The organism is Caballeronia sp. A2-2 (assembly GCF_057612605.2).
On record NZ_CM172588.1, the window covers coordinates 643,249 to 666,930 of the forward strand.

18 protein-coding genes are annotated in these 23,682 nt (G+C 61.5%); 12 read left to right on the forward strand and 6 right to left on the reverse strand.

Translation table 11 applies throughout. The features are described from left to right. The first annotated feature begins 12 nt into the window (after positions 1-12). From amaB to ACZCWR_RS19340, 9 genes are all read left to right on the forward strand, one after another. Positions 13-1,512 carry an L-piperidine-6-carboxylate dehydrogenase gene (gene amaB / locus ACZCWR_RS19300; protein WP_487304587.1) on the forward strand — a complete coding sequence of 500 codons (1,500 nt, stop codon included), beginning with the start codon at positions 13-15 and terminating at the stop codon, positions 1,510-1,512. 70 nt (positions 1,513-1,582) lie between these two features. Continuing rightward, positions 1,583-2,755 (forward strand): NAD(P)/FAD-dependent oxidoreductase, encoded by a 1,173-nt coding sequence (locus tag ACZCWR_RS19305; protein ID WP_487304588.1) that lies wholly within the window; start codon positions 1,583-1,585, stop codon positions 2,753-2,755. A gap of 256 nt (positions 2,756-3,011) precedes the next feature. Then, positions 3,012-3,209 carry a hypothetical protein gene (locus ACZCWR_RS19310; protein WP_487304589.1) on the forward strand — a complete coding sequence of 66 codons (198 nt, stop codon included), beginning with the start codon at positions 3,012-3,014 and terminating at the stop codon, positions 3,207-3,209. Positions 3,210-3,491: 282 nt separating this feature from the next. Then, entirely contained in the window at positions 3,492-4,040 is a 549-nt protein-coding gene (locus ACZCWR_RS19315) for a hypothetical protein (protein ID WP_487304590.1), read from the forward strand. Between the two features lie 104 nt (positions 4,041-4,144). Beyond that, the gene (locus ACZCWR_RS19320) at positions 4,145-4,558 is read left to right on the forward strand and encodes a PaaI family thioesterase (RefSeq protein ID WP_487304591.1); all 414 of its coding nucleotides are present in this window, start codon (positions 4,145-4,147) and stop codon (positions 4,556-4,558) included. A 6-nt stretch (positions 4,559-4,564) separates the two neighbouring features. After that, positions 4,565-5,485, forward strand: a complete 921-nt coding sequence (locus ACZCWR_RS19325) for a LysR family transcriptional regulator (protein ID WP_487304592.1) — start codon at positions 4,565-4,567, stop codon at positions 5,483-5,485. Positions 5,486-5,598: 113 nt separating this feature from the next. Beyond that, positions 5,599-6,792: a CaiB/BaiF CoA transferase family protein gene (locus ACZCWR_RS19330; protein ID WP_487304593.1), complete on the forward strand. Its 1,194-nt coding sequence runs from the start codon at positions 5,599-5,601 to the stop codon at positions 6,790-6,792. Continuing rightward, positions 6,789-7,724 (forward strand): hydroxymethylglutaryl-CoA lyase, encoded by a 936-nt coding sequence (locus tag ACZCWR_RS19335; RefSeq protein WP_487304594.1) that lies wholly within the window; start codon positions 6,789-6,791, stop codon positions 7,722-7,724. The genes ACZCWR_RS19330 and ACZCWR_RS19335 overlap by 4 nt, the downstream gene beginning before the upstream one ends. Before the next feature lie 36 nt (positions 7,725-7,760). After that, positions 7,761-9,101 carry an MFS transporter gene (locus ACZCWR_RS19340; RefSeq protein WP_487304595.1) on the forward strand — a complete coding sequence of 447 codons (1,341 nt, stop codon included), beginning with the start codon at positions 7,761-7,763 and terminating at the stop codon, positions 9,099-9,101. 830 nt (positions 9,102-9,931) lie between these two features. On the opposite strand, the gene ACZCWR_RS19345 is transcribed toward ACZCWR_RS19340, so the two are convergent. From ACZCWR_RS19345 to ACZCWR_RS19355, 3 genes are all read right to left on the reverse strand, one after another. Beyond that, entirely contained in the window at positions 9,932-11,038 is a 1,107-nt protein-coding gene (locus tag ACZCWR_RS19345) for an acetate/propionate family kinase (protein WP_487304596.1), read from the reverse strand. Positions 11,039-11,042: 4 nt separating this feature from the next. Next, complete coding sequence (locus ACZCWR_RS19350; protein WP_487304749.1) at positions 11,043-13,376, reverse strand: phosphoketolase family protein; 2,334 nt, start codon at positions 13,374-13,376, stop codon at positions 11,043-11,045. Positions 13,377-13,680: 304 nt separating this feature from the next. After that, positions 13,681-14,991 (reverse strand): hypothetical protein, encoded by a 1,311-nt coding sequence (locus ACZCWR_RS19355; RefSeq protein ID WP_487304597.1) that lies wholly within the window; start codon positions 14,989-14,991, stop codon positions 13,681-13,683. 123 nt (positions 14,992-15,114) lie between these two features. On the opposite strand from ACZCWR_RS19355, the gene ACZCWR_RS19360 reads away from it, so the two are divergent. Further along, positions 15,115-19,476: an Lhr family helicase gene (locus ACZCWR_RS19360; RefSeq protein ID WP_487304598.1), complete on the forward strand. Its 4,362-nt coding sequence runs from the start codon at positions 15,115-15,117 to the stop codon at positions 19,474-19,476. A 34-nt stretch (positions 19,477-19,510) separates the two neighbouring features. Here the strand turns inward: ACZCWR_RS19360 and ACZCWR_RS19365 are convergent, their stop codons facing one another. Beyond that, the gene (locus tag ACZCWR_RS19365) at positions 19,511-19,732 is read right to left on the reverse strand and encodes a hypothetical protein (RefSeq protein WP_487304599.1); all 222 of its coding nucleotides are present in this window, start codon (positions 19,730-19,732) and stop codon (positions 19,511-19,513) included. 337 nt (positions 19,733-20,069) lie between these two features. Here ACZCWR_RS19365 and ACZCWR_RS19370 point away from each other — a divergent pair, with 337 nt between their 5' ends. Continuing rightward, the gene (locus ACZCWR_RS19370) at positions 20,070-22,157 is read left to right on the forward strand and encodes a serine/threonine protein kinase (protein WP_487304600.1); all 2,088 of its coding nucleotides are present in this window, start codon (positions 20,070-20,072) and stop codon (positions 22,155-22,157) included. A gap of 4 nt (positions 22,158-22,161) precedes the next feature. Here ACZCWR_RS19370 and ACZCWR_RS19375 read toward each other — a convergent pair whose 3' ends face one another. Further along, entirely contained in the window at positions 22,162-22,587 is a 426-nt protein-coding gene (locus ACZCWR_RS19375; RefSeq protein ID WP_487304601.1) for a phasin family protein, read from the reverse strand. Between the two features lie 270 nt (positions 22,588-22,857). Between ACZCWR_RS19375 and ACZCWR_RS19380 the strand changes: the two genes are divergently transcribed. Next, entirely contained in the window at positions 22,858-23,049 is a 192-nt protein-coding gene (locus ACZCWR_RS19380) for a DUF2964 family protein (RefSeq protein ID WP_487304602.1), read from the forward strand. Between the two features lie 4 nt (positions 23,050-23,053). Here the strand turns inward: ACZCWR_RS19380 and ACZCWR_RS19385 are convergent, their stop codons facing one another. Beyond that, positions 23,054-23,437, reverse strand: a complete 384-nt coding sequence (locus ACZCWR_RS19385) for a DUF3564 family protein (RefSeq protein ID WP_487304603.1) — start codon at positions 23,435-23,437, stop codon at positions 23,054-23,056. Between the last annotated feature and the right edge of the window lie 245 nt (positions 23,438-23,682).

The window sequence follows — 23,682 nt, forward strand, 5'->3', positions numbered from 1 at the left end:
AAGGAAATCATCGTGGACGTTCAATCGATTCTCTCCGACCTGGGCATCGCGAGTCTCGCGGAAGCAGGCGACCTGACCGTGCATTCACCGATCGATGGCGCGGTCATCGGCCGCATCAAACAGCATTCCTCGACCGATGTCGATGCCACGCTCGCCCGCGCCCGCGATGCCTACGTGCAATGGCGGGATGTGCCCGCACCGCGTCGTGGCGAACTCGTGCGCTTGCTCGGGCAACGGCTGCGTGAAAAGAAAGCGGCGCTGGGGCGTCTGGTCTCGCTCGAAGCGGGCAAGATCCTGCAGGAAGGACTGGGCGAAGTGCAGGAAATGATCGATATCTGCGACTTCGCGGTGGGCCTTTCGCGGCAGCTTTATGGCCTGACAATCGCGTCCGAGCGGCCGGGGCATCGGATGGCGGAGACGTGGCATCCGCTGGGCGTGTGCACGATCATCTCGGCGTTCAATTTCCCGGTGGCGGTCTGGTCGTGGAACGCGGCGCTCGCGCTCGTGTGCGGCAATGCGGTCGTGTGGAAGCCGTCCGAGAAAACGCCGCTCACCGCGCTCGCCGTCGATCAAATTCTGCGCGATGCACTCAAGGAATTCGGCGATGCACCCGAAGGACTCGCATCCGTCGTGATCGGCGGACGCGATATCGGCGTGCAACTCGTCATCGATAAACGCTCGGATATCGTGAGCGCGACGGGCAGCACGGAAATGGGCCGCACCGTGGGCGTCGAAGTGGCGCGTCGCTTCGGCCGCTCGATTCTCGAACTCGGCGGCAATAACGCGGGCATCGTCTCGCCGAGCGCCAATCGCGATCTGGCCGTGCGCGGCATTCTGTTCTCGGCGGTCGGCACGGCGGGGCAGCGGTGCACGTCGCTGCGTCGCCTGTTCGTGCACGACAGCATCTATGACGATACGGTCGCGCGCCTCAAGACGCTCTACGCAAAAGTGCCGATTGGCAATCCGCTCGAAGAAGGCGTGTTGATGGGACCGCTCATCGACGTGCAGGCTTTTGCGCGCATGCAGGACGCGCTGGAACAGGCCAAGGGCGAAGGCGGCCGCGTGACGGGCGGCGAGCGCGTGAGCGTCGCGGGTTGCGAGAACGGCTATTACGTGCGTCCGACGCTCGTCGAGATGCCCGCACAGACCGACGTCGTGCTGAAGGAAACCTTCGCGCCGATTCTCTACGTCATGCGCTACAGCGATTTCGATGAAGCCATCGCCGCGAACAACGCCGCCGCGCACGGTTTGTCGTCATGCACGTTCACGACCGACTTGCGCGAGGCGGAACGTTTCCTGTCGTCATCCGGCAGCGATTGCGGCATCGCCAACGTGAACATCGGGCCGAGCGGCGCGGAGATCGGCGGGGCGTTCGGCGGCGAGAAAGACACCGGCGGCGGTCGCGAATCCGGCTCGGATGCGTGGAAGGGCTACATGCGCCGCGCGACCAACACGATCAACTATTCGTCGGCGCTGCCGCTGGCGCAGGGCATCGATTTCAATCTCGATTAGCCTGAGGCGCTTTGTATTTTGCATTACGTATAAAGCATTAAGCATTCAGTGACCTTCGAACGGGGGACGTGTGGCTTCTCGGGTAGTAATCGTCGGCGGTGGCGTGATCGGAAGCGCGACCGCGTATTTCCTGCGCGCAGCCGATCCGAGCGTGGAAGTCACGGTGATCGAACGCGATCCGACTTACGCGCGTTCGTCGTCGGCGCTGTCGGCGGCATCGATCCGGCAGCAGTTCTCCACGCCGCTTTCGGTGCGCATGTCGCTTTACGGTATCGAGTTTCTACGCACGATCGGCGAACGGCTCGAAGTGGATGGCGAACAGCCTTGCATTGATCTGCATGAAGGCGGTTATCTCTTTCTCGCGACGGCTCGCGGCGAAAAGGCGCTACGTGAGAACCACGCGCTGCAACGCTCGCTCGGCGCGGACATCAGCCTGCTCGATCCGCTGCAATTGCGCGCGCGCTTTCCGTGGCTTAACACGGATGACCTTGCGGCGGGTGCGTTCGGTGAAAGCGGCGAAGGCTGGTTCGATGGTTATGGACTCGTGCGCGCGTTTCGTCGCAAGGCGCAATCGCTCGGGGCGCGTTATGTCGCGACCGAAGTCGTGGGTATCGAGCGCGACGGAAGGCGAGTGACCGGCGTGCAGACCGCCAACGGTTTGCATTTTGCATGCGATGTGATGGTTAACGCGGCGGGCGCGTGGTCACGTCATATCGCGGGGATGCTCGACATCGACATTCCCGTGCGTGCGCGACGGCGCAGCATCTTCAATGTCTCGTCGCCAGCGCGCCTGGATGCCTGTCCGTTATTGATCGATCCGAGCGGCGTCTATTTCAGGCCGGAAGGGCGCACTTATATTTGTGGCACGTCGCCCGCGCCCGACAACGATCCGGACGATCTGCCGCTGGACGAAGTGGACCACGCGCTATTCGACGACGTGATCTGGCCGACGCTTGCTCATCGTGTGCCAGGTTTCGAGGCGCTGCGCGTGGAGCGATGCTGGTCGGGCTACTACGAATACAACGTGTTCGACCAGAACGCGATCATCGGCCACCATCCGGATATCGAAAATTGCGTGTTTGCCAACGGTTTCAGCGGCCATGGCCTGCAACAAGGGCCGGCGACCGGGCGCGGTGTGAGCGAACTGATTTTGCACGGACGCTATCGCACACTGGACTTGTCGCCGTTGGACTGGTCACGCGTGTTGAACGGAAGCCCGATTGTCGAGAAAAACGTAGTCTAGAGGGAAGATTCAGTTGGCTTTTGAAGGAATGCCGCGATAAATACTGGCGAGCGCGCGGCATTTAAATTTATGCAATCGGATATTCGATTACATATGACCGGCAATAATGACCGCTCGTGAAAGAGCCATTCTTTCTATATTCCTCGCCGAATGGCGTTCCGTCCATCAATGAAATCCACTAGGGCCAGATAGCTTCCGAAGGCGCATTCTGAATCTACTGAAAGCGTTTTTGCGCTTCATCAAAGGAGAAAAGCAAATGGAAGCCAATTCTACCGTTCATTTCTATGCCTGGATGGACGATGAAGAAATGCCCGTGGATACTGGCGCGCCGGTCTCGCATCGGTCTTCACAAGTGTCGGGTGAACCCCAATACGTAACGGAAATCTGCCGCCGTTTCGCAGGAGAAAAGACCGAGGAGGAACAAAAGTCCTGCGTGATTCGTGGATATAACTGAGCACTCTGGTTTTTAATTCGTTGCGGCCGGAACACGCATTTCTTTACTCCACCGCAAACCATCTGACGATAGCAAAAGGCAATTCGCAGATAGGGCTGCTTTTAGGTATCGTAAATCGATGCCTTTAGGCAGTATCCGCGCGTCGTCTTTCTGCTTATTTCCGTTTTCCATTTTGGAAAATAGAAAGATATTTCCATCTTCGAAAAAATAAATCGGACGACGTCGCCGTACAACGCTGCGCCGTGGTGAGCGCTTTTTTGTTCGCCTACGCTAAACGAGTGAATGGAGATATCGCATGATCTGCAACGGGGTGCGCGCCACGGGGAGCGCGAGATGACGCATGCCAACGAATCCGCGCTGCTGGACGCGGCTCCGCCATCCGTCGCGCCTGAATCGGCCGAAACATCTGTTGCCGGACCGGGCGCACAGGCCGGCCGGCATGCGCTCGTCCATCTTCACGGTGACGCGAGACGCGTGCGGCGCGCGCTTGCCGCCGCCACGTGCGTGATGGCCGCGTGGTCCTTGTTCGAAGTGCCATGGGAAATCGACATCAGCAACAGCCGCGAGCAGACCGCGGCGGTCATCGTCGCGAAATCACTGTTGCTGCTCATTGCCGCGTGCTCGTTGCGCGGACGGCGCTGGGCGCGCTATCTCCTGCTGTTCGTATGCCTGACAAGCGTGCTTGCCATCGCGCCGGAGTTGCCGGAAGAATTCGACCGCTCGCTGTGGCTTGCGGTCCTGTCGAGCATCGAATGCATGGCGAAACTCGCCGTGCTCGTGCTGCTTGCGCTCTACCTCAAAGTCGCGAGTAAAGTGGCCTTGCTCAAATGAATGCAAAATTAAAAATTCAATCAGACCGATGAAACCCGCCGCGTGCGGGTTTTTTCTTGGCCTCCTGAAGCGCTTCGACTGCGATGGCACAATCAGGACAATGCATGCATAAAACAAGGAGCACGACGACGGTGGCGAATCTCGACCTCGATAACCCGTTTCTCGAAGCGCTCGGCGCGATGCTCACCGAATGGTGCGCAGGCTACGCCGAATTCACCATGCCGATCCAGGCGGGGCACATGAACCGGCAACGCATCTTGCAGGGCGGTGCCATCGCCACGCTGCTCGATGCCGCCTGCGGTTACGCCGGACTGCATACGACCAGTGACGAACCGCTGCATGGCTTCACGCTGTCGCTGACGGTGAATTACCTCGATCGCGGCATCGGCGAGAAGGTCGTGGCGAAGGGCTTTCTGGAACGCGCGGGGCGCTCGGTGTTTTTTGCGCGCGGCGAAGCGTGGGTCGATGACCGCGTGATGATCGCGAGCGCGCAAGGCACATTCAAGTTCGTGCGCTGAACGCTCATGGTCCTCAAGAATCTGCTCAGACGACTGGACTTGACGACGCTGCAACTCTTCCTCGCCGTGTTCGAGGAAGGCACGCTCACGCGCGCGGCGGAGCGTGAGGCCATTGCCGTATCGGCGGCGAGCAAGCGGTTGCTGGAACTGGAACAGGCCGTGGGCGCATCGCTTTTCGAGCGTCGCGCGCGCGGCATGGCGCTGACGACTGCGGGCGAAACGCTGCTGCATCATGCACGCCGTGTTCTGCGCGATGTCGAGGCGATCGGCATCGAACTGGCCGAGCATGCGAGCGGCGTGCGCGGTTACGTGCGCATGATGGCGAATCTCTCGGCGATCGTCGAATTTCTGCCGGAAGACCTGAGCGCATTTCAATCCTTGCACGAGCAGATCAAGATCGATCTGGAGGAGCGGCCGAGCGGCGGTATCGTCGAAGGCGTGGCGGACAGTCTGGTCGATCTCGGCATCTGTTCCGGCGACGCCGACACGCGCGGCCTCGAAACCGCGCATTACCGGCACGACCGGCTCGTGATCGTGACGCCGGGAACGCATCCGCTCGCAGAACGCGCGAGCGTCACGTTCTCCGATACGCTCGGCTACGACCACATCGGCCTGCATTCGGCCAGCTCGATCAACATGCGCACGCATCTGGCCGCGCGGCAGGCGGGTCGTGCTTTGCGGTTGCGCATCCACGTGCCCGGTTTCGATGCCGTGTGCCGCATGGTGCAGGCGGGCATGGGCGTGGGCGTGCTGCCACTGCAAGTATTCGAGTCGATGGGACGCCCACTCGGTCTCGCCGCCGTCACGCTCGACGAGGAATGGGCGGCGCGCAGTCTCATCATCATCGTGCGCGATGCGGACGCGCTTTCACCGGTGAGCCGCCTGCTGTTCGATCATCTGCGTTCCGTGGAAGCGAACGCAAGCTAAACGCCGCGAGCGTTCGCGTTTGGCGAACGATGCTTGCCGAAATGCGGTTGGACCGTGCGCTGCGTTCGCCAATATGCTCTGTCTCAAGGACATTTATAACGGAGACAGGCAGCATGAGCGGACCCCTCAAAGGCATTCGCATCGTCGAAATCGGCACGCTGATCGCCGCACCTTTCGCCGCGCGGATGATGGCCGAGTTCGGCGCGGAAGTCATCAAGATCGAAACGCCCAACACGGGCGATCCCCTTCGCAAATGGAGAAAACTCCACGAGGGCACGTCGCTCTGGTGGTATCTCCAGTCGCGCAACAAGAAATCGGTCTGCGTGAATCTCAAGTCGCCCGAAGGCGTGGACGTCATCAAACGTCTTGCCGTGGATGCCGATATCGTCATCGAAAACATGCGTCCCGGCGCGCTGGAAAAGCTCGGTCTCGGCTGGGACATTTTGCATGCAATAAACCCGAAGCTCACGATGGTCCGCATCTCCGGTTACGGACAAACCGGACCGTACCGCGACCGTCCGGGGTTCGGTGCGATCGGCGAGGCAATGGGCGGCATCCGCTACACGACCGGCGATGCGGAAGGTTTGCCCGCGCGCGTCGGCGTGAGTCTCGGCGATTCGCTGGCTTCGCTGCATGGCGTCATCGGCGCGTTGATGTCGGTGCTGCGCGTGAAGACCGGTCAGGGCGAAGGTCAGGTGGTCGATGTATCGCTCGTCGAAAGCGTCTTCAATTTGATGGAAAGTCTGGTGCCCGAATACGACCTGCTGGGCCACGTGCGCGAGCGCAGCGGCGGGGCCTTGCCGGGTATCGCGCCTTCGAATACCTATCGCACGGAGGACGGCGGTTTTGTGGTGATCGCGGGCAATAGCGATCCCATCTACAAGCGTTTGATGCACGTCATCGGCCGTCCCGATCTCGCCGACGATCCGGCGCTCGCGCACAACGATGGCCGCGTGCAGCAAAGCGCCATGCTCGATGACGCCATCGGCGCATGGACCGCGCATCACTCGATGGACGATGTGCTCGCCGCGCTCGAAGCGGCGGAAGTGCCGTCGGGCCGCATCTACTCGGTCGCCGATATCGTCGACGATGCGCACTACCAAGCGCGCGACATGCTGCTGCGCGCAGTGTTGCCGGGCGGCAAGTCGGTGCGCATGCCGGGCATCGTGCCGAAGCTGTCGGACACGCCGGGTGAAGTTCGCTGGCAGGGTCCGGCGTTGGGGGAACACACGCAGGCGGTTTTGGAATCGCTCGGCTTCGAAACGAGCGACGTCGAACGGCTGCGTGCCGAAGGAGCGGTGCAATGAATTTTGAATGCAAAGAACCATTGATCGTGCAGGAAGTCGCGCCTCGCGATGGCTTGCAGATCGAGCAGAAATGGGTGGAAACCGCTGACAAGATCGCGCTGATCGATGCGTTGTCGGCGTGCGGTTTCTCGCGTATCGAGGCGGGTTCGTTCGTATCGCCGAAATCCATTCCCGCGTTGCGTGATGGCGAAGCGGTGTTCAAAGGCATCACGCGCAAGCCGGGCACGATCTACGTCGCGCTGGTGCCGAACGTGAAGGGCGCGGAACGCGCGCTGGCGGCGGGCGCCAACGAACTCAACCTCGTGATGTCCGCGAGTCAGACGCACAATCGCGCCAACATGCGCATGAGTTGCGAAGCGTCGCTGGCGGGTTTTGGCGACATCGTGCGGATTGCTCGAAACGTTGGGCTCAACGCGACCGTCGCCACTGCGTTCGGCTGTCCTTTCGAAGGAAAGATCGATGAGGACCGCGTGGTGTCGATTGCGCGCGCTTATCGCGAGATGGGCATCAAAGGCGTCACGCTGGCGGATACCACCGGCATGGCGAATCCCCGTCAGGTTGCGCGGCTGGTCACGCGCGTGCTGGAACACATCTCCGCCGACGATCTCACGCTGCACTTCCACAACACGCGCGGTCTGGGTCTCTCCAACGTCCTCGCCGCCTACGAAGCCGGCGCGCGCCGCTTCGATGCCGCGCTCGGCGGTCTGGGTGGCTGTCCGTTCGCGCCGGGTGCATCGGGAAATATCTGCACGGAGGATCTCGTGAATCTGTGCGATGAAATGGGCATCGAGACTGGCATCGATCTGCAAAGGCTGATCGCGCTGTCGCGCACATTGCCTGCGCTGGTGGGGCACGACGTGCCGGGACAAGTGGCGAAAGCCGGACGCAACTGCGATCTGCACCCGGTGCCCGATTACGTGCACGCCATCTGAATTCAAAATTCAAAACTCAAAAAACCGGAGACAATCATGAGCGATCTGAGCGTGCGCACGGCCGATGAGCCGCAGGCGCTGGGCAATACCGCGGACATCATTCGCAAGGTGGCATGGCGGTTGATGCCGCTCATCATGCTGTGCTATTTTTTCGCGTTCTTCGACCGCATCAATATCAGCTTCGCTAAGTTTCAGATGCAAAGCTCCCTCGGCTTGTCCGACACGGCCTATGGTCTCGGCGCGAGTCTGTTCGTGATCGGCTATGTGCTGTTCGAAGTGCCGAGCAACATGCTGCTTTATCGTGTCGGCGCGCGGCGGTGGATCGCGCGCATCATGATTTCGTGGGGTATCGCGACCGCGCTGATGGTGTTCGTGCAGACCGAATGGCAGTTTTATGGCCTGCGTTTCATCATCGGCGCGATGGAAGCGGGCTTCGCGCCCGGCGTGCTTTATTACCTCACGCTGTGGTTTCCGGCGAGCTACCGTGGACGCATCACATCGCTATTGTTTCTCGCCTCGGCGTTTTCGGGGCTAGTTGGCGCGCCGCTTTCGGGTCTCGTGCTCGGCGCGATGAACGGAGTCCTGAACATCGCGGGCTGGCATTGGCTGTTTCTGCTCGGCGGCCTGCCGTGCGTGATTCTCGGCGTGCTTGTGCTCAAGCTAATGAAAGATCGCGTCGAGGATGCCGCGTGGCTCACAAGCGCCGAAAAGACTTACCTCAAGAGCCAAATTTCCACGCAGAGTCAACACACGGACACGGGTCATTCATTGTTCGGCGCGATCAAAACGCCAGGGTTTCTCATGCTCGGGTTGATCTACTTTCTGATTCAGGTTGCGTCGTACGGGCTGAACTTCTGGGCACCGCATTTGATTCGCGCGGCGGGGACGCAGAGTCCGACCATCATCGGGCTGCTGACTGCGGTGCCGTATATCTGCGGCGCGCTGTGCATGATCGTGGTGGGGCGCATGTCGGATCGCTCGGGTGAGCGTCGTAAGTTCGTTTGCATGCTGCTTTTGATGGCCGCAGCGGGCTTCTTCGCAGCAGGCGTGTTCGATAAGCAGACGACGCTTCTGATCGTCGCGCTCGGCGTGATGGGCGCGGGCGTGATCGCATCGATTCCGGCGTTCTGGGCGCTGCCGCCGAAGCTCCTGACCGGTGCGGGCGCGGCGGGCGGTATCGCGCTTATCAACACGTTGGGGCAGTTGGGCGGCATCGTCAGTCCGGTGATGGTGGGGCGGATTCGTGATGTCACCGGGAGCACGACGCCGGCGCTTTATGTCATCGGGGCGATGAGCTTGGTGTGTGCGTTGTTGTTGGGTTTTGGATTGCCGGAGTCGTTGAGGCAGCGGGATCATAAGGGGGAAGTTGGGGTGTAAGGGTAGATTGTTTCTTTCGTGGAAGGGGCTGCTGCTGTTTGTGTCTTTATTGCAGTAGCCGCCTCCCCGGCGGGGGGGTAACTTTCTTTGCTGCTGCAAAGAAAGTCACCAAAGAAAGCAGCTTTTTACCCCAGGCTCGATGGCTGGAAAGTGTGGCCTGAATTAACGATACAGTGGCCGCAATAGGACTTTCCACGCAGAACGAGCCGCTTAGGCAACCTGCGATTTCGCGCTTGAATCATCAACACTTAGTGGATCGCATTCATTCTTTCGGCCATGCGCTTCGCGCGCCGAGAACTTCAGAACGGAACCCCGCAGCGTATGAGTGCCCAGTCACAGCACGCCACATCGCACCTCTCCCATTGGGCCCGACCTTGGTAAGTGCTTCTGGGCAAAGCACACACACCAACGCAAGTCACCTTTTAGTCGGAGCACTAACCAAGGTAGGACCGAATAGCAATCTTGCGGGGAAGCGTGATGAGGCTGGGCGCTGATAGGCTGCGGGATTCCGTTCTAAAACTCTCGGCGCGCGCAGCGCAAGGCCGAAAGAATGACTGCGGACCACAAATACTAAAGAATTCGAGCGCGCAATCGCTAGGTTGCCAATGCACAAAACCAACCGAGGAAAGTCCTATTGCGGCCACTGCATCAGTTAATCCAGACCAACCCTCTCCAGCCATCGTGCATGGGGTAAAAAGCTGCTTTCTTTGGTGACTTTCTTTGCAGCAGCAAAGAAAGTTACCCCCCGCCGGGGAGGCGGCTACTGCAATAAAGACCCAAAAACCAGCAGCCCTTGCACGACATAAAGACAACAACCCTCTAGATCAAACTCAGGCAGCCATCAACCCCCGACAATGCCGCGCAATCTGCCGCTCCTCCTCCGTCGCCACAACACGATGCACCGCCCCAAGAAACTCCAACCCCTTGAGCACTTCGCCGCGCACCACATCGCTATGCTCCCCAATCCCCCCACTGAACACAATCAGATCAACACCACCAAGCACCGCCGCATAAGCCCCGATAGTCTTCCGAACAGCACGACAAAACACCTCGACAGCCAGCGCCGCTTCATGATCCCCCTTGTCGCGGCGTTTCAAAAGCGCCTCCATGTCATCGTTGGAAGCAGATAGCGCCTTCAACCCACTCTCACGATTGACGAGCTTTTCAAGCCCATCCGCATCCAGCGATGCCTCTCGCAGCAAATGAATCAGCACCCCGGGATCGAGATCGCCGCTGCGCGTGGCCATCGGAATGCCGCCGGTCGGCGTCATGCCCATCGATGTATCGACGGAGCGCCCATCCTGCAACGCACACAGACTCGCACCGCTGCCCAGATGCGCAATCACCGTACGCGGCGCCAGATCCGCACCGAGCGCCCTCACGATGGACTCATACGACAGTCCATGAAAGCCATAACGCACCACGCCTTGCTCCGCATACTCACGCGGTAAAGCAAAACGCGAAGCCGCTTCAGGCAACGTCCGATGAAACACCGTATCGAAGCACGCAAAATGCGGCACATCGTTGAAAATGCCGCGCGCCTCGTCGATCAACGCAAGCGATGCCGGCAAATGCAACGGCGCGAACGGAATGGCTTCACGCATGGCATTTTCGATCTCCGGCGTGATCTCGCAATGCTCACGCACATGCGGCCCGCCATGCACCACACGATGCCCCACAGCTGCAAGCGGCTCCTTCATATGCTCGCGCAGGACATCGGCGACGCGTTGCAGGGCATCGTGCTGCGTCTCCATCAGATGATCCTGCGCGATGTCGATCGCACCATCCGCGGAACGAATGGACAGCGAGCCGCCCTCACGCCCGATGCCCTTCGCGCTGCCCGACAACCACGCGTGCTCGTCGCCGTCGCGCGCTCTAAAAACACCGAACTTGAGCGACGACGATCCGCTGTTCAACACCAGAATGCCTTGTGCCATGTCTTCAGCCTTTCCACGTCCACTCACGAACTTCATCACGATCGATGCCTTCCTGATGCGCATAACTCACGGCTTCGATCTGCTGATTCTTGAGCCAGTCTTTGGTATGCGCGGCACTATCCGCAATGCGTTCCACCCGGTCGATCACATCGATCGCCAGTGAATAGCGGTCCACGCCATTGATGATCGCCAGCTCGAACGGCGTATTGATGTTGCCGCGCTCACGGTAGCCATGAACATGCATGTTCTCGTGATTCGTGCGGTTATATGTGAGCTTGTGCACGAGCGACGCATACGAATGGAAGTTGAAGATCACCGGCTTGTCGCGCGTGAAAATGGAATCGAAATCGCGGTCGGACAATCCATGCGGATGATCGGTATCAGGCATGAGCCTGAAAAGATCGACCACGTTGACGAAGCGCATCCTGAGGTCCGGGCATTGCGCCTTGAGAATCTCGACAGCGGCCAGCGCTTCCATCGTGGCGATGTCCCCCGCGCACGCGATCACGACATCCGGATCGTGTCCCTGATCGGTCGAAGCCCAGTCCCAGATGCCGATGCCCTTCGCGCAATGCACGATCGCGTCCTGCATGTTGAGGTACTGCAAATGCGGCTGCTTATCCGCGACGATCACATTCACATAGTCATGCGAACGAAGACAATGATCCGCCACGCTCAACAAACAATTCGCATCCGGCGGCAAATAAATACGCACGACGCCAGGGCTTTTGTTGGTCACGACATCGAGAAAACCGGGGTCCTGATGCGTGAAGCCATTGTGGTCCTGCCGCCACACGAGCGAGGTAATCAACAGATTGATGGACGGCACCGGCGCGCGCCAGTCCAGTTCGTTCTTTGCTTTTTCAAGCCACTTCGCATGCTGATTGAACATCGAATCGATCACATGCACGAAGGCTTCATACGTCGCGAAAAGCCCATGACGTCCCGTTAAAACGTACCCTTCGAACCAGCCTTCGAGCGTGTGTTCCGAGAGCATTTCCATCACGCGGCCATCGATGGACAGCGCGCCGCCATCCGCGTCCTCGGGCAAGGTTTCCGCGAGCCAGCGCTTGCCTGACGCTTCATACACGCCATCGAGCTTGTTGCTCGCGGTTTCATCGGGGCCGAAGAGACGAAAGCGCGTCATATTGCGGCGAATGACTTCGCGCAGGAACGTGGCCAGCACCGCTGTCGGCGATTGATACGTATGCGCCGCGCGCTTGAATTCGAACGCATGCTCGCGAATATCGGGCATATCCAGCGATTGACGCAACACGCCGCCGTTCGCATGCGGATTCGCGCTGATCCGCCGTCCGCCCTTGGGCGCGAGTTCACGCAGCGCTTCGATCAGCGTGCCGTTCTCATCGAACAATTCCTCGGGCTTGTAGCTGCGCATCCAGTGTTCGAGCAGCGCGAGATTCTTGCGATTGGTCGCGGGATCGGCAATCGGCACCTGATGCGAACGCCAGAAGTCCTCGACCTTGTGGCCATCGACCTCTTTCGGACCAGTCCATCCCTTAGGCGAACGAAGGACGATCATCGGCCAGCGCGGGCGCTTCACGTTGTCCTTATTGGCGCGCGCATTGGCCTGAATCGCACGAATATCCGCGATGCAACGCTCAAGCGTCGCGGCCATTTTCCGATGCATCGCCTCAGGCTCATGACCTTCGACGAAATGCGGCTCGTAGCCGTAGCCCTTGAACAGCGCTTCCAATTCTTCGTGCGGAATGCGCGCGAGAATCGTCGGATTGGCGATCTTGTAGCCGTTCAGATGAAGAATCGGCAGCACCGCGCCATCGGTCGCGGGATTGAGAAACTTGTTCGAATGCCACGACGTGGCGAGCGGACCGGTTTCCGCCTCGCCGTCGCCGACCATCGTCGCGACGATCAGATCGGGGTTGTCGAAAGCCGCGCCGAACGAATGCGAAAGGCTGTAGCCGAGTTCGCCGCCTTCGTGAATGGAGCCGGGCGTTTCCGGCGTGCAATGCGAGCCAATTCCACCCGGCGATGAAAACGCGCGAAAGAGTTTCAGCATGCCGCGCTCGTCGGCGCTGCGGTCGGGATAGATTTCCGAGTAATGCCCTTCGAGCCAAGAATTCGACAACGTGGCAGGCGCACCATGACCGGGACCGGAGACGAACATCACATTCAGATCGTCACGCTGAATTAATCTGTTCAAATGCACCCAGACGAACGACTGGCCGGGGTCCGAGCCCCAGTGTCCGAGCAGACGCCGCTTGATGTGCTCGGGCTGCAACGGCTCGCGCAATAGCGGATTGGCCCGCAAGTAAATCATGCCGACAGAGAGGTAATTGCAGGCGCGCCAATACGCGTCCATGCGGGCAAGCAGTTCGTCCGACAGGGGCGTCTCTTTCGTGGCGGTGCGCTGGACGTCGTCGTTCAATGGCTTCTCCTTGGGGCGTGGGAGGATCGGTCGAGCGTCGTGAAGCTGGGTGTCGACGCTGCAAATCGGTGCGATGCGTCGATGATCGGCGGGATTCATGGCGCTTTGTCGACAAGCGCCGATGTTTCTGAATTTATTTGCGTGATGCTTATAGCAAGCGCGATGCCGTGCAAGCAGACAACTTGAAAAGCGCCGCGAAAATCCTATCTGGGAATGCGCGGCGCTTCATTGACGAAGGTTAAGGCGATGGCGCTTCGTTGGCCGCTTGCCCGAGGTCGTAATCCATTTGCAGGGCTTTGTTCCAGTGCCACATGCCGATGTAATGCACCATGAAGCTGTCCGGCCGGCGGTACACCCACGGCGTGTTCCATTCGATGAACGACGACAGGCGCCGCGCATCGAAATCCGCGTGGCTTCGGAACTGACGCGTGAAAAAATACTGATCGCCGTGGTTCGCGTAGACGCTCGATTTATCGTCGAGCACGGCACATGCGTTCAGGATGTGATGAAACGCATCGTAGTTCTGCTGCGTGCGCCGGAATCCCATGACGCCGGAGTTGAAGGCCCAGTTGCCGACGTCGCGCGCGAACACGGCGTCGCGCCCTTCGACAATGCTTTCGATCCGTCGGGACATGTCGTTGAAAAGGACGTCGGCGTCGACCCAGAAGACATAATCGTGATGAGGAAGATGTTCACGCAACAACGCAGGCTTGAGCCAGTTGCCGGACGTCTTGCCATCGTTCAGATGGGCCGGTATTTCGCGGTAGACGTGCAGCGTGTAACCGTGACTCGCGCAATAACGCCTGAAATTGGCTTCGGCGATCCGGCCATAACACGCCACATTGGGCGTATGGAGCGTGACGATGGCAAGCGGCTGTCCTGCGTTGTACACGCTGTAGGGCGAATCGTCCGGCGGCTCCGGGCTATGAAACGAAAGCAGCGGCAAGCCGCGCGACATACGGTCGTTGATGTGCGAGAAAAGCGCCGAACGAAAGCGCCGGTGTTGAGGCTCCTCTTTCAGACTGACGCCAAAGGCGGGCCACCTTGCCCACACGCTGTCCATGATGACGGCGGCGGGCGCCACGATAATCAATTCGCCGGCCTGCTGTTGCACCGCGGAGGCATCGAATTCGCGGAGCAGCGCGCCTTCGTCGTCCGGCAGTTCGACATCGATACGGCAATGCGAGACGACCTTCGACAGCTTGTCGCGCACCTCGGCGGTGTTGCGCCAGAACTGGATATCGGTCTGCGGCAAAGCGGAATCCAGGCACGCGAGCAGCCAGTCGCGCCCGTCCAGCAGCACGGGGAGCGGCGCGGGCCGCAGAATCATCGCGTTCTGGGTGAGGAGCAGCACGCATTCGCCCGGTTGCGCCCGGCTCAGATGCAGCAGCAGCGCCTCGTACTTGTATGTCCAGAGCACGTCGTTCCGGCTTCCGGCGAGTTCGCTCAGATCGAGCTCGATATGCCGATAGCCGTGCATGCGCGCATAGCGCCGGTGATTGGCGAGCGCGGCGGGTACGTGGTCGAAGAAAAGGCTGATGACGATCATGGAGGGCATTCGGTGGAAATCTGGCAAGCCGCATAGCATCGTCGGGAAGTCGTTTTTACCGCATGGGACTAATCTCAAAATCAGCGGCACACAGCATTTCTCCATCGCTCATAAAATATCGAGATGACGCTTCCTTCTTCACGACCTGATTCCGCCGACGATCCGCTGGCCGGCTTTCATCCCGCCGTCGCGAGTTGGTTTCGCGCGCATTTCCCCGCGCCGACCGCCGCGCAGGTGCGCGCGTGGCCACTGATCCGCGCGCATCGCTCGACGCTGGTGGCAGCGCCCACCGGGTCGGGCAAGACGCTGACCGCGTTTCTCGCCGCGCTCGACGAACTCGTGCGTGATGGCATCGCGAACGGCGGCAATTTGCCGGACGAGATTCGCGTGGTCTACGTGTCGCCGCTCAAGGCGCTGTCGAACGACATTCGCGTGAATTTGGAGCAACCGCTGGCGGGCATTGCGCAGGAACTTTCAGCGCAGGGCGTTTCCGCGCCCGAAATTCGCGCGGCCGTGCGCACCGGCGACACCACGCCTCAAGAGCGCAACGCCGTGAAAAAGCGCCCGCCGCACATTCTCGTGACGACGCCGGAATCGCTCTACGTGCTCCTTTCCTCGGATTCCGGCCGCGCGATGCTCGCCACCACGCGCACCGTGATCGTCGATGAAATCCACGCGGTGGCGGGCGGCAAACGCGGCTCGCATCTGAGCCTGAGTCTGGAACGTCTCGACGCGCTGTGCGAAGCGAACGGCGGTGCGCGCCCCGTGCGCGTGGGTTTGTCGGCGACGCAAAAGCCGATCGAACTCGTCGCGAAGTTTCTGGTGGGCGAACATCAGCCGTGCGAAATCGTCGATGTCGGCCACGTCCGCGCGCGCGATCTCGCACTCGACATTCCGCCCATTCCGCTGGACGCCATCATGTCCAACGACGCATGGGAGCGCGTCTATGACCGGCTGGCGGAACTATGCGGCCAGCATCGCACGACGCTCGTGTTCGTCAACACGCGGCGCATGGCCGAACGCGCCGCGCGTTACATGACCGAGCGGCTCGGCAAGGAAGCGGTGGCGGCGCATCACGGGTCGCTGGCGCGCGAGCATCGGCTGGACGCCGAGCAGAGGCTCAAGCGCGGCGAGTTGCGCGTGTTGATCGCGACGGCATCGCTGGAACTGGGCATCGATATCGGGGATGTCGAACTCGTCTGTCAGATCGGCTCGCCGGGATCGATCGGCGCGTTTTTGCAGCGCGTCGGGCGCTCGGGGCATCAGGTTGGCGGCACGCCGAAAGGGCGGCTTTTTCCCACTTCGCGCGACGATCTGATCGAATGCGCGGCCTTGCTCGATTGCGTGCATCGCGGCGAACTGGATGCGCTGAGCGTCCCGCGCGCGCCGCTCGACGTGCTGGCGCAGCAGATCACCGCCGAGGTCGCGTGCCGCGAGTGGCGCGAGGACGACTTGTTCGAACGCGTCACGCGGGCTTTTCCATATGCGACGCTCGAACGCGCGCGTTTCGACGCCGTGTTGCGCACCCTCGCCGAGGGCTATACGGGCCGCCAAGGCGTGCGCGCGGCCTATGTTCATCGCGATGCAGTCAGCGGCACCTTGCGCGGCCGGCGCGGCGGCAAGCTCACGGCGGTGACATCGGGCGGTGCGATTCCCGACAACGCGGACTTCGCCGTGCTGCTCGAACCGCAAGGCTTGCAGATCGGCACCGTCAATGAGGATTTTGCCGTCGAGAGTCTCGCGGGCGATATTTTTCAGCTTGGCAATACGTCGTACCGGATCGTGCGGATCGAAGGCGGGCGCGTGCGCGTGGAGAACGCGCAAGGTCAGCCGCCCAATATCCCGTTCTGGCTCGGCGAAGCGCCCGGACGCAGCGACGAGCTTTCAGTGGCGATTTCGCGTTTGCGCGAAGGCATCGACGCGGCGCTGGCGAAAGATGGTTCGCTCGATACGGCCACGACGTGGCTCATGGAACGGACCGGCATCGAGCGCGAAGCGGCGCGGCAGATCGTCGAATATCTGGCCCGCGCACGCGCCGCGTTGAGCGTGTTGCCGACGCAGAACACGCTCGTCATGGAGCGTTTTTTCGATGAATCCGGCGGCACGCAACTCGTCATTCACGCACCGTTCGGCAGCCGTGTGAATCGCGCGTGGGGCCTTGCGCTGCGCAAGCGTTTCTGCCGCACGTTCAATTTCGAGCTTCAGGCGGCGGCGACGGAAGATGCCATCGTGCTGTCGCTCACGCACAGTCACAGCTTCGCGCTCGATGAAGTGTGGCGCTACCTCAAGTCCGCGACGGCCGAACATGTGCTGATTCAGGCGCTGCTCGATGCGCCTTTGTTCGGCGTGCGCTGGCGCTGGAACGCGACCAACGCGCTCGCCTTGCCGCGTTATGCCGGTGGCCGAAAGGTCGCGCCGCAATTGCAGCGCATGAAAAGCGAGGACTTGCTGGCGGCGGTGTTTCCCGATCAGGTCGCGTGCGCCGAGAATCTCGCGGGCGAGCGTGACGTGCCCGCGCATCCGCTGGTCGAGCAAACGCTGAACGACTGCCTGCACGAAGCAATGGATAGCGAGGCGTGGCTCGCGCTTTTGCGTCGTATCGAAGCGGACGAAGTGCGGCTGGTCACGCGTGAATTGCCCGCGCCGTCGCCGCTTGCGGCCGAAATTCTGTCGGCGCGCCCGTACGCTTTTCTCGATGACGCCCCGCTCGAAGAACGCCGCACGCAAGCCGTGCTGGCGCGCCGCTGGACCGATCCGCACTCCACCGACGATCTCGGCGCGCTCGATGCCGACGCCATCGCGAGCGTGCGCGACGAAGCGTGGCCCGCGGTCACGAGCGTCGATGAAATGCACGAAGCGTTGATGGGGCTGGGCGGCATCGCCGAGGCGGAAGCGGATCGATGCGAAAACTGGCCCGCGTGGCTGCAATCGCTGGCCGACGCGGGCCGCGCGACACGCATGCAGATCGCCGAACACGACGCGCTGTGGTGCGCCGTCGAGCGCCTCACGTGCCTGCGCGCGGTGTACGACGGCGCGCCGATGCGTCCTGTGCTGCAACCGCCGCCCGGTTTCGACGAAGCATGGACGCCCGACGATGCGCTCGTCGAGATCGTTCGCGCGCGGCTCTCGGGCGCGGGTCCATCGACCATCGCGGAGATTGCGCGGCCGCTTGCGTTACCGGCATCGGCCATCGCGCTTGCTTTGACGCGGCTCGAAGCGGAAGGCTACGTGATGCGCGGCCACTTCACGCCCGATGCACACGTCACGCACGACGAACAATGGTGCGAGCGCCATCTGCTGGCGCGGATTCATCGCTACACGGTGCGGCGGCTGCGGCGCGAGATCGAGCCGGTCGAGCGGCAGGACTTCATGCGCTTCCTGTTCGAATGGCAGCGCGTCGCGCCGGATTCGCACGGCGAAGGCCGCGATGCGCTGATCGCGGTCCTCGACCAGCTCGAAGGTTTCGAAGCGCCCGCCATTGCGTGGGAAGAGGAAATCCTGCCGGCGCGCATCGCCGATTATTCGGGCATGTGGCTCGATGAAATCTGTCGCGCGGGCAAGATCATGTGGACGCGTCCCGCCGGTCGTTCGCGCGCGGGCGGCGGTCCGGTGCGCGGCACGCCGATCGTTCTGCTGCCGCGCCGGCATTTGTCGGCATGGAACGCGTTGATGCGCACCGACGCTGCCCCTGAAATGTCCTCGCGCGCGCAACGCGTGTTCGAAGCGCTGTCTGCGCACGGCGCGATGTTCTTCGACGAACTGCTCGCCGATGTGCGTCTGCTGCGCACCGAACTGGAAGACGCGCTCGGCGAACTCGTCGCGCTCGGTCTGGTGAGCGCGGACAGTTTCGCGGGACTGCGCGCGCTGCTGGCTCCGGCCAACAAGCGCAACGTGTTCGCGAGACGGCAGCGGCGCGGCGGCCTGTTCATCGGCGGAATGGACGATGCGGGACGCTGGGCGCTGTTACGCCGTGGAGACTCGGAGGGCGATATCGAACACGTCGCGCGCACGCTGCTGCGCCGTTATGGCGTGGTGTTCTGGCGGCTCCTCGAACGCGAGGCGCAATGGCTGCCGCCGTGGCGCGAACTCTTGCGCGTGTTTCATCGGCTGGAAGCGCGCGGGGAGATTCGCGGTGGCCGTTTCGTGGCGGGACTGGCGGGCGAACAATTCGCCTTGCCCGATGCCGTGCCGCCGCTGCGCGACATGCGCAGGCGTCCGAAGGATGGCGCGCTGGTCGCGCTCTCGGCGGTCGATCCGCTCAATCTCGCCGGCACGCTCTTGCCCGGCGAGAAAATCCCGGCGCTCGCGGGCAATCGCGTGCTGTTCCTCGACGGCGTGCCGGTCGGCGCAGTCGTCGCGGGGAAAACGCGTTATTTCGGGGAAGTGGAAGGAGAAGGGCGCGAGCGTGTGCGGCTCGCGCTCGTCAAACGCACGGCGCGTTCGCTAAGTCCGCCACCGGGCGGCACGTTCGCGCTCAGGCATTGAAAAGAAAGGGCGCTTTGCGCGCCCTTTGAAAAACCTACTTCTTATTCACGATCTTGGTCGTGAACGGCCCGGTCTGGGCGGGCGGCACATCCTTCACCGGCACGCCCGGATAATCGACGACGCGGTTCGCACCCGTCTGCGGCCGAATGCGAAATGCCGGCCGCAAGCCGTCGCGCGCACCGCCGACGATCGTTGTCATCGCCTGACGGTCAAGCTCAACGCTGTCGGCGAGATCCTTGATTTTGATTGCAGCCATGACTGCTTTCCTCCGATTTGAAAATACCCGTCGCGGATGCCTCGTACCTTCGACAAGCCGCTTCTCAGATTGACGCATGGGACGTGCCAACCGCACCGAATCCATGCAAGCCCTTGATTGCCAACGCTTCGCATTCTTCAATTAAACACGACTGCCTTGAAGTTGCCAACACTCGTTTGCGATGTGTCGGTCTCCGAACGACATGTGCGCGATGCCGCGCTGAAACCCAATCCATATTTGCTTAACACAGGCGCTCCGGCTAGTATCGAACGAGCACCGGGACTTTGTTACGACAAGTGAATTGTCGGTCGATTTGGAGCGCGCATAAGTCGCACAGATGACTAGCTTTGCACAGGCGATTCGTACTTATCGGGGCGACGGCGGGTCGCGCGACGAATTCTTCGCGAATGTGGACGGGGCGTTGGCAACGGAACTGACGCCGCAGAAGCAACTCATGGAGATACTCGACGAAGCGCATGCGGCCAGACCCTTGCCGCCGGATATCTACGCAGCCATACGCCGCCGCATCGAGCATGCGGTCAGACCCGATCCTGAAACGGACCCGAGCACGGGCTTTCCCGCGGTCCGCGATGAAACACGTCTGCAGACCGCGCTGGGTTTCGCGCCCGTGCAATCGCAGCGCACCCCGGCATCGTCGGCGCGCGAGCAGTCGCAGGTCATTGCCGGTCGCGATCAGGTGAAGGGCGTGGGCGACACGCTCAACAATCGCTTCGTGTTGGAAGAGTGTCTCGGCATCGGCGGAATGGGCACGGTGTACAAGGCGCTCGATTTGCGCAAGCTCGAAGCGTCCGACCGCCGTCCGTATGTGGCGATCAAGGTGCTGAATCTGCAGTTTCGCGGCAATCCATCGTCGCTGATTGCGTTGCAGCGGGAAGCGCGCAAGGCGCAGCAGCTCGCGCATCGCAATATCGTCACCGTGTACGACTTCGATCGCGATGGCGCCATCGTCTATCTCACGATGGAATATCTCTCCGGGCAACCGCTTTCGCGAATGCTTCGGAACCCGAACTTCAAGGGCCTGCCGTTCAGCGAAGCGTGGCCGATTTTCAAGGGCATGGCGAACGCGTTGGCCTACGCGCACGAACGCGGCTTCGTGCATTGCGATTTCAAGCCGGCCAATGTCTTCGTGACGGACACGGCGGAAGTGAAGGTCATCGATTTCGGCATCGCGCGCGTGATTCAGCGGCCCGAGGAAGAAGCCGAAGCGACCGTGTTCGATCCGGGCAGCCTCGGCGCGCTCACGCCCGCGTATGCGAGCCCGGAGATGCTCGATCATCGCGAGCCGGACCCGCGCGACGATATCTATGCGCTCGCTTGCATTGCGTATGAGCTTCTGACGGGCAAGCATCCGTTCGACCGCGTGCCGGCCTTGCAGGCGCGCAGCGCGAACATGAAGCCGCATCGGCCCGAGAATCTCGGCAACAAGCAGTGGAAGGCGCTGAAGGCGGCGCTGTCGTTCGAACGCGAGACGAGGACGCCGAGCGTCACGCAGTTCGTCGAAGAATTCAGCGATGAACCGGCGCGCGCGCAGACGGGCCGCCAGACGAACGGCGGCGGCGTTGCGAAACCGCTCATGGGCGTGGTGATCGCCGCGTTGATCGCGGGCGGGGGTTACTACTACTACACGCAGCAGCAGCAGCAAAAAGCGGAACCTGTAGCACAACCGTCACCGCAGCCCCAGGCCTCCGCTGTGGCCATCACGCCCGCCATCCCCGCCGCGCCCGCGCCCACGCTCACCATGGCTGCCGTCACGCCCGTTCTCGCGAGCGTGCCGTGCTCGGCGCTGGTGGCATCCGTCCACGATCAGACCGTGGATGTGCAGGGCTTCGTGTCCGAGCAATACGGCCTCGCGCGTCTCAAAGACTCGCTCTCGCGCGTGCCCGGCGTCAAAACGACAAACTTCGGCGTGCAGACCGTGGCGCAGGACAAATGCGATCTGCTCAAGGTGTTCGGCCCGTACTGGAGCGCCAATCGCGCATCGGGACGGCCCGCGGCGGTGCATACGCGTGGCAATCAGGCGCGTTTGAACGAAGGCGATCCGCTCATCGTCGATCTGATGACGCCCGCATTCGATTCCTACGTCGATGTGGATTACTACATGCTCGACGGCAGTGTCGTGCATCTGCTGCCGAATGCGCAGGCGCGCGATAACCAGGCTCCGCCCAATTATTCGGCGACGCTCGGTTCAGGCGGAGACTGGGTGGTCGGCAAGCCGTTCGGCTCGGAGATGATCGTGCTGACGGTGACGCCCGCGCCGCTGTTCGACGCGGTGCGCCCCGACGGCGAAGCGAAAGCCGACTATCTGCGCGCGGTCGATAAACGTTTGTCGGCGCTCGCGTCGAAGTACGGACGCGAGCACGTTGCCGTCGATATCTTTCAGATCACGACGCAGGCAAAAAAGTAATAGCTCATGCTTGCGGCTTGTCGACTGCCGCCTTCAATTCCTTCAATGAATCTTCGATACGCTTGGTCACGAGCGCATACGCTTCGGCCTGCGTTTGTTGCGTGGTCCGCGCGATGTCCTGCATGTCCGCGAGCGCGTTGTGAAGCGCGCGCTGCACGACTTCGTTGGCGTTGAAGGGCGGCTTGGCCGAGGTCGTGGCGAGTTGCTTGGCGATGCCTTCGAGATCGCTCAGCGTCCGGCGCAGAATTTCGAGTTGTTTGTCGCGCAGCGCTTCCATGCCGCCGAACGCGACGCGATTGGTGGCGGCGAGTGCTTCGACATCCTTGCGGCGCGATTCCATGATCGACGTGACATCGAACCCCGGAAGCTGATACTGCTGGAACATGGCGGCAAACTGGCTGAACGGGTCGCTGAAGTTTGATTGATTCATCTTGCCTCCCCAGGTTCTTTCGGTTGAACGCGCCGTTCGGGTTCGCGGAACAAGGCTCGACACGTGCGTCGCGTTGCCGGCGTCTTCGGTCGACCCGGCACCTGATACTACCAATTTAAGGGCGCCGGATGGGGCAAGGGAAAACACCAGCGCCGCTTTGCATCGAGCGCGTGTTGATGCGCGTCAATCCGTTCGCCGGATCAGCGACGAAGATTGAAGCATGGCGGCGAAATCACGCCGCGACCGCCCGGGCGCGGTCGGGAGTGCATCATGATTCGAGGCGAGGGGCGCATCGCCACGGCGGCGGTTGCGGTTTTCGTGACGCTGGGTGGCATTGCGGCTGCATTCAACGGCTTGCTATTCGACCGCGTTCATTTCATCTGGTATGGCGTGCTCGCGGTTCTGATCGCCGCGACCACATTCGTGGTGATGTTGACGCCGTTTCCGGGCGACGAGCCCTGAAGTTTCAGGCGTTCCAGACGTCCTGCTCGCCCGCGAACACGCTGTGTTCCGCCTTGATCTGATCGCGGTCGATGCATTGCACATGCCAGCGTCCCGCCGCCTGCATGCCTGCGCCATCGGCATACCAGATCACGCGGCCGTTCAGACCTTCGCTCAAGCCGCCGGGCGCATCCACGTCGAGCCGTTCCAGCATGCAGTAAGAGTGCTGCCCCTTCTGGCAGCAGATGGTGGTGCCGTTCGCGTTCGTGCGAAGTCCGCCCCAGTCCGGTACTTCGACCGCCTGATGTCCTTCGCGCGACCATCGGCGCGATTCCTTGTCGAGCCACAGGATGGCGTAAGCCGCCGACTGAGCGCCGTCGAAGCCATCCAGCTTGACCGTGATACGCATGTCTTCCTCCGTGTGAATCGTTGTGTCCGTTTCTGCTCATGCCCTCGGATGTGCATGAAGCCATGTGCGTTTTGTCAGCGGCGCGGCGAAGAAGTTGCTTCGAATTGCGCTGCACTGCAACGCGCGCTTGCCTGAATGCCAAAAGCAATTGCGATGCCGAAATTCACGCGCACCCGTCATCCGGCCGCAATGTCTTGCAACGTAGCTTAATGCGGGATTCTGACGCCCAGGCGACAAAGCACGAG

Excerpts from the sequence above, each read along its gene's own strand:
- ACZCWR_RS19380 (WP_487304602.1), top strand. The coding sequence starts at position 22,858 with ATGATTCGAGGCGAGGGGCGCATCGCCACGGCGGCGGTTGCGGTTTTC.
- ACZCWR_RS19325 (WP_487304592.1), top strand. The coding sequence starts at position 4,565 with ATGGTCCTCAAGAATCTGCTCAGACGACTGGACTTGACGACGCTGCAA.
- ACZCWR_RS19320 (WP_487304591.1), top strand. The coding sequence starts at position 4,145 with ATGCATAAAACAAGGAGCACGACGACGGTGGCGAATCTCGACCTCGAT.
- ACZCWR_RS19345 (WP_487304596.1), bottom strand. The coding sequence starts at position 11,038 with ATGGCACAAGGCATTCTGGTGTTGAACAGCGGATCGTCGTCGCTCAAG.
- ACZCWR_RS19330 (WP_487304593.1), top strand. The coding sequence starts at position 5,599 with ATGAGCGGACCCCTCAAAGGCATTCGCATCGTCGAAATCGGCACGCTG.
- ACZCWR_RS19365 (WP_487304599.1), bottom strand. The coding sequence starts at position 19,732 with ATGGCTGCAATCAAAATCAAGGATCTCGCCGACAGCGTTGAGCTTGAC.
- ACZCWR_RS19340 (WP_487304595.1), top strand. The coding sequence starts at position 7,761 with ATGAGCGATCTGAGCGTGCGCACGGCCGATGAGCCGCAGGCGCTGGGC.
- ACZCWR_RS19385 (WP_487304603.1), bottom strand. The coding sequence starts at position 23,437 with ATGCGTATCACGGTCAAGCTGGATGGCTTCGACGGCGCTCAGTCGGCG.
- ACZCWR_RS19310 (WP_487304589.1), top strand. The coding sequence starts at position 3,012 with ATGGAAGCCAATTCTACCGTTCATTTCTATGCCTGGATGGACGATGAA.
- ACZCWR_RS19375 (WP_487304601.1), bottom strand. The coding sequence starts at position 22,587 with ATGAATCAATCAAACTTCAGCGACCCGTTCAGCCAGTTTGCCGCCATG.
- ACZCWR_RS19335 (WP_487304594.1), top strand. The coding sequence starts at position 6,789 with ATGAATTTTGAATGCAAAGAACCATTGATCGTGCAGGAAGTCGCGCCT.
- ACZCWR_RS19350 (WP_487304749.1), bottom strand. The coding sequence starts at position 13,376 with ATGGACGCGTATTGGCGCGCCTGCAATTACCTCTCTGTCGGCATGATT.
- ACZCWR_RS19315 (WP_487304590.1), top strand. The coding sequence starts at position 3,492 with ATGGAGATATCGCATGATCTGCAACGGGGTGCGCGCCACGGGGAGCGC.
- ACZCWR_RS19355 (WP_487304597.1), bottom strand. The coding sequence starts at position 14,991 with ATGATCGTCATCAGCCTTTTCTTCGACCACGTACCCGCCGCGCTCGCC.
- ACZCWR_RS19370 (WP_487304600.1), top strand. The coding sequence starts at position 20,070 with ATGACTAGCTTTGCACAGGCGATTCGTACTTATCGGGGCGACGGCGGG.
- ACZCWR_RS19360 (WP_487304598.1), top strand. The coding sequence starts at position 15,115 with ATGACGCTTCCTTCTTCACGACCTGATTCCGCCGACGATCCGCTGGCC.